The 10,945-nt window shown below is 40.3% G+C and carries 12 protein-coding genes and 1 pseudogene; 5 read left to right on the forward strand and 8 right to left on the reverse strand.

The annotated features are described in order from the left end of the window. The first annotated feature begins 262 nt into the window (after positions 1 to 262). Positions 263 to 1,240: an integron integrase gene (locus J3L16_RS12395; RefSeq protein ID WP_207613305.1), complete on the forward strand. Its 978-nt coding sequence runs from the start codon at positions 263 to 265 to the stop codon at positions 1,238 to 1,240. A 46-nt stretch (positions 1,241 to 1,286) separates the two neighbouring features. On the opposite strand, the pseudogene J3L16_RS12400 reads toward J3L16_RS12395, so the two are convergent. Further along, positions 1,287 to 1,505 (reverse strand): annotated as a pseudogene (locus J3L16_RS12400) (VF530 family protein); the annotation flags it as partial. Beyond that, positions 1,498 to 1,743 carry an RNA-binding protein gene (locus tag J3L16_RS12405; RefSeq protein WP_207613307.1) on the reverse strand — a complete coding sequence of 82 codons (246 nt, stop codon included), beginning with the start codon at positions 1,741 to 1,743 and terminating at the stop codon, positions 1,498 to 1,500. The gene J3L16_RS12405 and the pseudogene J3L16_RS12400, both read right to left, overlap by 8 nt. A 394-nt stretch (positions 1,744 to 2,137) precedes the next feature. Here J3L16_RS12405 and J3L16_RS12410 point away from each other — a divergent pair, with 394 nt between their 5' ends. Then, positions 2,138 to 3,562 carry a hypothetical protein gene (locus tag J3L16_RS12410; protein WP_207613308.1) on the forward strand — a complete coding sequence of 475 codons (1,425 nt, stop codon included), beginning with the start codon at positions 2,138 to 2,140 and terminating at the stop codon, positions 3,560 to 3,562. A gap of 104 nt (positions 3,563 to 3,666) precedes the next feature. Here J3L16_RS12410 and J3L16_RS12415 read toward each other — a convergent pair whose 3' ends face one another. After that, positions 3,667 to 4,737 carry a PLP-dependent cysteine synthase family protein gene (locus J3L16_RS12415; protein ID WP_278252864.1) on the reverse strand — a complete coding sequence of 357 codons (1,071 nt, stop codon included), beginning with the start codon at positions 4,735 to 4,737 and terminating at the stop codon, positions 3,667 to 3,669. Between the two features lie 116 nt (positions 4,738 to 4,853). On the opposite strand from J3L16_RS12415, the gene J3L16_RS12420 reads away from it, so the two are divergent. Further along, positions 4,854 to 5,318 (forward strand): Lrp/AsnC family transcriptional regulator, encoded by a 465-nt coding sequence (locus J3L16_RS12420; RefSeq protein WP_207613310.1) that lies wholly within the window; start codon positions 4,854 to 4,856, stop codon positions 5,316 to 5,318. On the opposite strand, the gene J3L16_RS12425 is transcribed toward J3L16_RS12420, so the two are convergent. Then, a complete protein-coding gene (locus J3L16_RS12425) occupies positions 5,315 to 6,619 on the reverse strand; it encodes an aminotransferase class I/II-fold pyridoxal phosphate-dependent enzyme (RefSeq protein ID WP_207613311.1) in 1,305 nt (434 codons plus the stop codon). The two genes, J3L16_RS12420 and J3L16_RS12425, sit on opposite strands and share 4 nt — an antisense overlap. Before the next feature lie 80 nt (positions 6,620 to 6,699). Between J3L16_RS12425 and J3L16_RS12430 the strand changes: the two genes are divergently transcribed. Next, positions 6,700 to 7,593: a dihydrodipicolinate synthase family protein gene (locus tag J3L16_RS12430; RefSeq protein ID WP_207613312.1), complete on the forward strand. Its 894-nt coding sequence runs from the start codon at positions 6,700 to 6,702 to the stop codon at positions 7,591 to 7,593. After that, positions 7,578 to 8,744: an MFS transporter gene (locus tag J3L16_RS12435; RefSeq protein ID WP_207613313.1), complete on the forward strand. Its 1,167-nt coding sequence runs from the start codon at positions 7,578 to 7,580 to the stop codon at positions 8,742 to 8,744. The genes J3L16_RS12430 and J3L16_RS12435 overlap by 16 nt, the downstream gene beginning before the upstream one ends. Here the strand turns inward: J3L16_RS12435 and J3L16_RS12440 are convergent. The 4 genes from J3L16_RS12440 to J3L16_RS12455 are packed head-to-tail and all read right to left on the reverse strand — an operon-like array spanning position 8,726 to position 10,933. Then, entirely contained in the window at positions 8,726 to 9,583 is an 858-nt protein-coding gene (locus tag J3L16_RS12440) for a pepsin/retropepsin-like aspartic protease family protein (protein WP_207613314.1), read from the reverse strand. The genes J3L16_RS12435 and J3L16_RS12440 overlap by 19 nt on opposite strands. 23 nt (positions 9,584 to 9,606) lie before the next feature. After that, positions 9,607 to 10,017, reverse strand: a complete 411-nt coding sequence (locus J3L16_RS12445; RefSeq protein ID WP_207613315.1) for a SufE family protein — start codon at positions 10,015 to 10,017, stop codon at positions 9,607 to 9,609. 21 nt (positions 10,018 to 10,038) lie between these two features. Continuing rightward, positions 10,039 to 10,569 carry a putative Fe-S cluster assembly protein SufT gene (sufT, locus tag J3L16_RS12450; RefSeq protein WP_207613316.1) on the reverse strand — a complete coding sequence of 177 codons (531 nt, stop codon included), beginning with the start codon at positions 10,567 to 10,569 and terminating at the stop codon, positions 10,039 to 10,041. A 7-nt stretch (positions 10,570 to 10,576) separates the two neighbouring features. After that, positions 10,577 to 10,933, reverse strand: coding sequence for an iron-sulfur cluster assembly accessory protein (locus J3L16_RS12455; RefSeq protein ID WP_207613317.1), 357 nt, complete (start codon positions 10,931 to 10,933; stop codon positions 10,577 to 10,579). Between the last annotated feature and the right edge of the window lie 12 nt (positions 10,934 to 10,945).

Here is a 10,945-nt window from a genome sequence, read left to right on the forward strand (position 1 = left end):
GACTGTTTATTGGGTTCGCTACGAGTATATTTCTCTAGGTCTTAACGCTCGTACCGTATAACAATTTATTATACACCTACCTGTGGATAACAATTCTGTCATTTAGGTCGGTATAAATTTTTTAATAGATTTAATATATTGCTTCATCGTACGTATAGCAAGGGCTTCATTCGTATGCCGTATTTATCCCCTGTATGAAATACGGCAAATGTCTGAAAACTGTTGTTATGCGTCAAGGATAACTTTAAAAGGATTTTTTTATATGAGTTCAGAGTTTATTAGACAACTAACCGATGAAATGTATTTAAAACGCTATTCAAAAAATACGATTAGAATTTATACAAAATACATTAAAGACTACATTCGTTTCCACAACTATCAGCATCCTCAAGCGCTGCATGATTTAGAAGTGGAGGCATTTCTAAGCTATATCGTAAACGTTAAAAATGTATCAATGAGCACACAAACCACCGCGCTGAATGCACTAGTGTATTTGTATAAGCATCACGTTAAAAAACCATTAAACATACAACTGAACTATATTAGAAGTAGCCGCGCACCTAAGCTCCCCGTGGTACTAACACGCCAAGAGATGGTAAGCTTTATGACCAGTGTACCTGTTAAATATGAACTCCCTATCAGTTTACTTTATGGCAGTGGCTTACGACTAATGGAATGTATGAGACTGAGATGCCAAGATATTGATTTTGACTATAAAGCCATAAGGGTTTGGAATGGTAAAGGTGGAAAACACCGAGTAGTGACTCTTTCAGAACAATTGTTTCCCTTAATACGATCACAAATTGATTTAGCAAAATCTTATTTTGAATTGGATATGAGAGATAGCAATTATGCCGGTGTGTATTTACCCCACCGTCTTCGAGAAAAATATCCCAATGCCGTATATGATCTTAAATGGCACTATTTATTTCCTTCGACCAAAACCTCTCTAGACCCAGAAAACAATAATCTCAGACGACACCACATGAACCCTAAAACACTTCAAAGAGTGATCAAAACTATCGCAATTGAAAGTAAAATAGAAAAAGAGATCACCGCTCACACGCTAAGACATTCGTTCGCTACTCATTTGCTAGAAGCTGGCGCTGATATTCGCACAGTACAAGAACAATTAGGCCATTCCGATTTGCGTACTACACAAATATACACACACGTTTTACAGAAAGGCGGAAACGCAGTAGTGAGTCCGCTAGAGCATGTATTCCAAATGATAAAATAAGTTAATGCTCAAACCAAAGCAGTAAAACCTAAAAAAATCAGCCTTTCGATTTTAAATAAAACTGTTCAACCTTTGTTCTTGCCCAAGGTGTTTTGCGCAAAAAAGTTAAGCTCGATTTTATTGAGGGGTCATGGGTAAAGCATCGAATATTAATTTCCTGCCCAAGTGTGTCAAACCCATACTTATCAACCAAATACTCCACAATGGTCTTCAATGTAATACCATGTAATGGATCTTTATTTTTAGTTGGATTAGATTCACTCATCAGTTTGCGCCTTTTTAACCCGAAGTTTAGCGCCTTCAAATTCACTATTGTTAAGCTTTGCAATGGCCACTTTAGCATCGCCAATTTTAGGCATTTCAACAAACCCAAAGCCTTTCGATTTTCCGGTATCTTTGTCTAATACCAAAGAGCAGGATTGCACAGCCCCAAATTCGCTAAACAAAGTTAATAGCGATTCTTGTGTAGTAGAACGAGATAAATTACGTATAAGAAGTTTCATGAATATGAGTCCGGTTGATGAGTGCGCCAAACCCATTAATCATTGAGGATCTGAAACGGACATTCCGATTTCAGACAATAAAGCCCATTATAAAAATCACAGGCCCTATTGTGAAGCACAATATTTCAATTATCGCTGCCCGTAAACGATAGTTTGTGAAAACACTGAACAATCCCATACATTTAGTACTTTAAACAACTCAATAACTTTTGGTTTAGCTATTGTGAGCTTATCGCAAACGAGTAAAAAACATCCTTTTGACTACTCATTACAATCAATGTAATGTCGTTTTAAGATTTTTCTCGGGTGCAATTTAGTTGTAGCTATAAAAAGCGATTAACTTCATGTCTTATAAAAGCTCCCATATCTTATGTAACAATGGAATGTGATCGTTATGAAAAAATTAATTGTTATCTTGCTTAGTCTATTGTCTATCAACCTATCAATAGCTGCCCAAACGATTCCTGTACTTGAATACTATCCATCATGTGACTACCAAGTTATTAAAAAGATTAAAACCAAGGCTAGATTAAGGTATGACTCGCAATATGCTGAAACCGGAGATCTAGAGAAAGCTTTCCAAAAAGCGAAGAAACAAATATTAAAAGCCAGTCAATCTACAAATGGCGACGCAATTGTTTTGACTAAAAGAACGATTAAAGCATCGGTAAAAGGAACTGCTAATCGAGACATAAGTCACTCTGGTAAAATGATGCTCTACACGTTGGAAGGTGAGATATTAAAACAATGTGAAGATATCCCTGGTCAGGTTCGAGTGCCAAGTCCAATAACCCCTGACGGCCAAATTTCCCTTACAAAAAAATCTACAGTAATCCCTATTCGCTCTGAGTCAGAGCTTACATTTGATAATCTGTCTTTTAATGAAAAGGGCAATAATTTTTCGCCCATTACCAATATACTCTCTTTCGAAAATGGAGCTTATGGTATAAAAATAGAAGACTCACAAAGTTCAGTAGTTAAAAAATTAGGAATCCCGGCTGTTGAACTTTGGTTGCAAAATGACATTTCATTAATGAATTATGGCAATACCGTTTGGCTGGTTTTTTTGAATAAAAAACTAATCAAAATTACTAATAATGTTCCTTTTCTTAATCAAGAGCTAAGTAACCTAGTTCCTTTCAGCAATAAGCTTGAAGAGAATAAATGGATATTTACCACTCCAAACGGTAATACTTTATCTCAAAAAATGAAACTGCCAGACTCCTTAATAGATGCAAACAATAAAGATGAAGTAGAGTTCAATATTGAATTTAACACAGTCGACGATGCATACGAATTCCACGTTACTCAATATTTAACATTACACGCCGATGAGAGAGAGGCTCAGATAACCTCTTTTTCTTATTACCAGAAGGATGCTGCACTTCAATTAAATAAATTGAATGCCCCCAGTTTTGACAGTAGGGTTAATTTAGATACCTTAATTAAGGAGCACCAAAAGGATGATGAATTGCTTATTTCGCATATCCCATATTCGCCTATTGGAATAATTCGCTTAAAAAACAAATCTAAACTTTATATATTCAACAACAATTTAATTGTCAAAACTTATGCCGATAGAGTGAATAAAATAGAGCTCTATGGCAGTATTTTCCCATCAAGTATTGGTTTTTCAAGCTCGTCTGAATACAAATTATTAGGTCTGGGTATAGGAGATGACGTAAAAAACATTATTCAAAATCAAGATAAAAACATCCAACAATTTGGTGATATCATTGAAATCGAAACACCTACATATACGTATAACTTATATGTCGATAATGATGTGATTTATAAAGCAGAAGTACTTTTTTATTAACTGCGCTATGCCAAGACGTTGTTTTCTAATTGAATTAAAACAATTCAGTTACTGAAATTTCTATACCTCATGTTTCCTTTACCCTAATGAACATAGAGGACCCTTTACAATTTCCACTGACCACTCACCTCAAACTGTTTTAACTCGTTAAATATGAGCTGAGTATCGCCAATATTTTTAGCTACCCAAGCAGCGTTATAATAAGTATCAAAGTAACGCTCTCCGCTGTCGCACAACAAGGTCACAATGGATCCTTTTTGGTGATTCATTTTCATTTTATTAGCTAATTGCAACACACCATACACATTAGCTCCGGTTGAAGCACCTACTTTTCGCCCTAATAAAGTTTCTAGCCAATGGGCCGTCGCCACTGATGCTTTATCAGGTATTGTTTGCATGATATCGATAACGCTAGGAATAAAACTAGACTCTACTTGTGGTCGACCAATGCCTTCTATTTTACTGCCTAATGTGCTCACCGCACTGCTATCTCCGGTTTTAAAATACGAATGAAACACCGAATTTTCAGGGTCAACCACACACAGTTTGGTTACATGTTGCTGATATCGCAAATAGCGGCCGATGGTCGCAGAGGTTCCTCCGGTTCCGGCACTCATCACAATCCACGTTGGGATAGGATAAGTTTCTCTTTCCATTTGAGTATAAATTGAGTTGGCAATGTTGTTATTGCCTCGCCAATCTGTGGCTCGTTCAGCATAGGTAAACTGATCCATATAGTGGCCTTTCAACTCCTTAGCTAATCGGCGTGATTCTTCATGAATTTGATCTGCCCTTTCTACAAAATAAACCTCTCCTCCATACAACTGAATTTGTTCTATCTTTTTTTTAGCGGTGTGATGAGGAACAACGGCAACAAAAGGCAAACCTAATAGACGAGCAAAATAGGCTTCTGAAACAGCCGTATTACCCGATGAAGACTCGATAATAGTCGTATTTTCTTTTATCCAGCCATTACAAAGCCCATATAAAAATAGTGAACGAGCCAAGCGATGTTTAAGAGAACCTGTTGGGTGAGTACTTTCGTCTTTAAGATAAATATCTATACCTTTCATAACTGGCAAATCAAGTTTCACTAAATGTGTGTCGGCGCTGCGTTGAAAATCTGCTTCTATTTTTTGTATTGCATCGCTTGTCCAATCACGAGACTTATTCATCATTTTCCTCAAATTAAGGTAAGGAATGAAATATATCTGTTTAACCAGGAAATTTATTTGCTATATTTTCTATAAAAACAGAATAAAACAGAAAATTTTTCTACACGGGGATTAAGATGAATATAGACAGTGTTGATCGAAAGATACTTAACTTGTTGCAAAATGATGGATCATTATCTCTAGCTGATTTAGCAGAAGCCGTTAATTTGACTACGACCCCATGCTGGAAACGATTAAAGAAACTCGAAGAAACTGGTGTCATTGAAAAGCGGGTTGCATTATTAAACCCAGAAAAGTTAGGACTACTTTTTACCGCTTTTGTGTTGGTAAAAACCAGCGACCACTCATCAAAGTGGTACAAGGAATTTGTGTCGACAACTACCAGCTTTTCCGAAGTCATGGAGTTTTATCGCATGGCAGGAGAATACGACTATATGATTAAAGTGTTGGTAAAAGACATGAAACGCTTCGACCTATTTTACAAAAAACTGGTCACATCCGTTGGTGGTATTTCCAATGTCACCTCAACCTTTGCCATGGAGCCGCTAAAATACACAACGGCACTCCCCATCGATAACTAATGATGCATCAATACACAGGCTAAATCCGCAGCAAAACGCTCTGCGATTGCCTTGTCTATTTTTTGAATGCTGACTCTTAATCCTTGCGAATCTTGGGCTATATCAAATGCAGAGCTTGGCCTAACTAACCACCCTTTTTTGGCTAGTGCATCAGCAACCTCATTGCTATCGCGATAAACCTGAATCCATACATTCAATCCTTCTTTAGAAATTGGCTGCGATAAACCTTGTTCCACTAAGGCGTTGATAAGTAATTGTTGCCGACGGATGCAATCTTGTTTTGTTTCTTCTAACCCCTTTAACACCCATTGTGATGTTAAGCAGGTTAATACCAAAGACTGCAACACTCGACTTACCCAAGACATGCCTGGCGCCAAGCGAGCAGAAAAACGGCGAGCGGTTTCACTATCTGTGGCGATAAATGCGAGCCTTAAATCTGGCCCCAGTCCCTTAGATACAGAACGAAAAACCGCCCAATATAGGGATGTAGGAGGGATCACATTGTAGTAATCTGATGTGGACAACAAAGAAAAATGGTCATCGAGTAATACAAGAACATTAGGAAAATCAGCTAGAACCCTCTGTATTTCACTGGACCGTTGTTTGGTTAGGCTCACCCCCGTAGGATTATGTGCTCTGGGTGTAATAATGACCGCCTTTGCACCTTTCTCAAGGCATTTTCTTAATACAACTGGGCACATTCCCTCATTATCAATACTAGCCCCTTGAGGCTGAAACCCAGATAACCTCACCGCATTCGCAGCACTAATGTAACAAGGGTCTTCTACTATCACTGTATCACCTTGAACAAGATGCACAGCAAGCAAGCGCTCAATGGCATCAATAGCACCATTGCTCAACACAACCGAAAAATTCTGAGGGCAATCACCCGTAAACCAATTTACGCCATATTGATTCAGGTTGCGAAGCTGCGTGTCTTCACCGTAGGCATATTGATGTAAGTCTGTATCTCGAGCAACCTTGTTTAAGCAAGGCAACCAATCCAATCTTGGACTGCCATCGGCAAGATCAAATAATTGCGTGTCCGATCCCCCTTCCTGCTCACCTGCGTCGTTTTGGTTATTGATATGAGTACCTAAACGCCCTTTCGACACTGCAATACCCGCAGTAACCAAGCGCTGATACGCCAACGCCACCGTATTTCGGTTCACGTTTAACTGGGTGGCTAAATCCCTAACGGTGGGTAACTTATCGCCATCCATTAATTCATTTTTAATAACCAAGTCTCGAATTGAATCGAAAATTGTTTGTGCTGAATGACCAAAAATCTTGCTTTTCATTTTGTCCTATGACAATAATAACTAAAATATGTTCTATGCAATGCTATCTATTATCCTACGTTAAACAAAACGGAGTTCAAATGTTTACTGGTTTAAGCGCATTTCCAATTACCCCATTCAAACAAGAAAGCATTGATTTCCATAGTTTTGAACGCATTGTTTCACGATTAGCCAACGCTAAGGTCGATTCAATTTGTGCCATGGGTTCAACGGGCCTTTATCCTTATTTGAACCTCAGCGAGCGGGCCGAAATAGTCAAACAATGCGTATCGATTTCAGGCGGTATACCCGTGATGTCAGGTATTGGAGCCTTACGCACAAAAGATGTACTCTTACATGCCGAGGCTGCCCAACGTGCCGGTGCCAGTGCATTATTACTTGCGCCTGTGTCGTATCATCCGTTAACCGACAATGAAGTATTTTCGCTTTATGAAACCGTGTGTAATGCCATTTCAGTGCCCTTGTGTATTTATGAAAATCCAAGGGTTACTCAGTTTACGTTTAGCGATGAACTATATTCGGCAGTTACTCGTTTACCCAATGTCGGCGCTATAAAAATACCCGGCACACCTTTTGGAAGTTCCTTGGGAAAAGCGCGTTTATCGTCACTGCGTAAGTGCATTCCCGACTCTGTTGCTATTGGTGTTAGTGCTGATAAATTTGCGCCTGCTGGAATGGCTGCTGGGTGTGATGTTTGGTTGTCAGTGATTGGTGGCTTATTCCCTCAAACTGCACAATCTATTATGCAAGCCATTGCCAATGGCAATGTTAGCCAAGGGCTACACGAAGCGGAAAACTTAACGCCTCTGTGGACATTGTTTGAAAACAACAAGGGAGGCATGCGAGTCATGGCCACCGCCGCGGCTATATTAGGTTATGCAGAACCCCCTTGTTTACCCCAACCGCTGCTTCCTTTAAACAAAAAAGACACAGCTCAACTGGAACAACTATTGTCGCAATGGGATCTCAAATAACCCGCTATGTCGCTGCCGCAACATTAGCAAGAGTAGCCACAGGCGGTAGCCCTCTCGCAGTCATTTTGATGGCCCGCTATTATGACGCCAGTGGCCACACTTTGGGTTTACTCACAGCATGTTTAACCCTGCCCCACTTGTTTGGCCCCTTTTACGGCAAATGGCTAGAACACAGTAAGGCTCCTTGCAGGCTCATTGCGTGTATGGCCTGGGTACTAGCCCTGTTTTTCACTTTCAGCGTTATTGCTATTAGCTATAACAGTATGTATCTGTGTGGATTATTTTTATTGGTTTGTGGAAGTAGTAACGCATTTTTAATGGGTGGCTTAAGTACCCAATTAAAACACCTAGTGAGCCAAGAACCACCAGCACGGCGAAAAGCCTTTGGGTTCGACGCTATTTCCTATGCTATTGGTATGACCTTAGGCCCATTACTCATATCAGCCATTGCTGCCAGTTACTCACCCACTATTGCGTCTTTGGGGTTAATGTGTTTTCCACTTTTAGCCAGTGTATTTATTGCCACACTATCGCCCAGTCAGTCTAAGCAGAGTTATTCAAATACAAGCGCTCCGCCCACTATGAGTGACATCATTCATACAATTCTGAAATCAGCGCCACTGAAGAAAACGCTAATAACCACAGCAAGTACGTCATTTGCGTTATCCACTTTACCTGTCATCGCCGTGTATTTAGGTGAGCATATGGTGAACGATAAACAAAGCGGCGCGTATTTGGTAGCAAGTTATGGCGCCGGAAATTTAATCAGTGCACTTTACTCAATACTCAAGCCACTGCAAAAAAATGCGTTAACCCTAATGCGCAACTTCGCAATGGGAATTGCTTTGTGTTTACTGGGTATCGCACTGAGCAACAGTTATTCAATTGCACTGTTCGGTTTTCTGCTAGCGGGTATGGTGAATGCGCTGTTTTTCACATCTACATTGGCCGCCAGAACTGAATACGCACCAGAGCGAGGCGCATCCCAAGTTTACATGTGGGTGTCGACCATAAAAATGGCCTTTGCATCTCTAGGGACTTTAATTGCCGGATTTACCGTAGAAACAAGTACAAATTTACCGTTATTTGTTTCGATTGGGGTAATTGGCATGGCCATCATTATCGGTGCTCGTCAGGGAAAATCCACATGAGCCTTGCCGCTTTTGTAATCTAGCGTAAGAATAAAGTGCTGCAATACATCGTTGCCTAAAATTCCAGATACTTGGTCATTCTGAGTTGAAAACCCGCTATTTTTAGCCGGAACATGCACTAACACTTGATCGAGCTTAGTTTTACCTAATGTCATAGAGTCAACCCAGAAATAATCTGACGGTATCGATTCATTGACTCCCGTCGATACGGTTTTATTTTGTTTATACTTCGTCAGCCAGCCTAAATCTGAAGCGACGTTACGCTCTAGTAGTAAACCACCTTGACTGCCTGTGTCCAATAGTAGCCATAAACGCTTGTTTGCAGCCACTTCTACATTCACAATCAATTCGCCAGAGCCTGACAGCGATTTAGCTTTTAGGTTTTTAACCTTGCGGATATTCGATGGGGTACGACTCACCAGCCTCAATCGCTGGCGAGGGTAATCAATTTGTACAATATGATTTTTAAAAAAACTAACCCCTAATACCAACCCAATATTATGGGTAGGAAGGTCAATTTTAGCGACGTTATTGAGGTTTCTGGATTTGCCCAATATATGGGTAGGAATAGCAGTTAGGGTTTGTACTTCTTTTCGCTCGAATAACCCCTGAATAGTGAGTTTACCGTCTGATGGAAAACGCAGCTTATGCTTTTCCATAAACCCGCTATTAATACCATTCACTTGAGCGCCGGAATCCAATACGGCTTTGGTGGGAATACCTTTTACCGATACAGGCAGAAGGATATGGCCTTGATTGAGTTCAAAACGAACCCAATCGCTATCGGCTAAAGCGAGCTGACAACAAAAAATACCAACAAAAAGCGTAACCAACTTCACGTTAACCCGCCTTATTTAACTTATTACAAAAGGGCTTGAGCCGTATTGCGTATTCTACCCACAATAGCTCGTAAACCATTTCCACGAGTAGGTGTAATATGGCGCTCTAGGTCTAATTGTGTAAAGTAATCATCGATATCGAAATCGACAATTTCTTGCGCGGTTTTGTCTTGATAGGCTGATAACACCAAGGCCAATAAACCTTGAACAATCACAGCATCGCTGTCTACATTAAAATGCAATGGCCCTTTACTGTCATCAACGTCTAGCCATACGCTACTTTGGCAGCCTTTAACTAGGCGATCTGGTGTTTTCTTGCTGTCAGGCAGACCCGGAATTTGTTTACCTAAATCGATAATGTATTCGTATCGTTGTTCCCAATCATCAAAAAAACTCAGATCATCAACAATTTCATCATTAGTGGGAAGTGCCATACAACTATTTGCCTACAAGAATTAAAAGAAAAGACCCGCTTCGAGTTGAGCTTCTTCGCTCATTTTGTCTCGAGACCAGGGAGGATCGAAAACCAGTTCAACCGCAACGTTTTTCACATTCGGCACTAAACCGACTCGATACTCCACGTCACCGACTAATACCGGCCCCATTCCACAACCCGGTGCGGTTAATGTCATGTCGATGGCAACAGTACCAGAGTTTTGGTCCACTGCAACAGCATAAATCAAACCCAGCGACACCAAATTTATCGGTATTTCTGGGTCGTATACTGTTTCTAACGCTTCCCACACTTGGGCTTCGTCTATTTGCCCATCACTGGGTTCGGTGAAAGATAACGTTAAGGCTTCACGGCCAATGGCATCAGCATCTGTGCCATCAATACGCAGCATGTTGCCTTGCCATGTTACGGTATAATTGCCACCTAAATCTTGAGTAAGAGTAACGAATTCGCCTTCAGGAAGAATGTGTTTTTCACCCGTAGGTACGCGGCGAGCAAGGCAGTCTCGCTGCATGGTAACCATTTTTTGCATAGTAAATTTAGCCTACGTTAAAGCTCTCGCCACAACCACATTCGTCAACTACGTTTGGATTGCGGTATTTAATCACACCATTCACACCTTCAAGCACGTAGTCTATCTCGGTATTTTTCAAAAGTGTTTGAGCGTCTTTTGCTACGGCTACCGACAGTTTTTCAGAAAAGCTGATCACTTGGTCACCGTCTTTAGGCGCAGGTAAACGTTCAAGTACATAAGCATAACCTGTGCAACCGCTCACTTTAGTGGAAAGGCGAATAATGTCACTTGGGTTGTTCTTTAGTTTAGCTTCAAAATGCTTAACAGCACTGTCGGTAAGAGTGATTAACGTTTGACTAGGAACAAATGTTTCGACTGCCATAATAACCTCTGA

This window comes from Alteromonas sp. 5E99-2, assembly GCF_017368475.1.
In the GTDB taxonomy this organism is placed as follows: Bacteria; Pseudomonadota; Gammaproteobacteria; order Enterobacterales; family Alteromonadaceae; genus Alteromonas_F.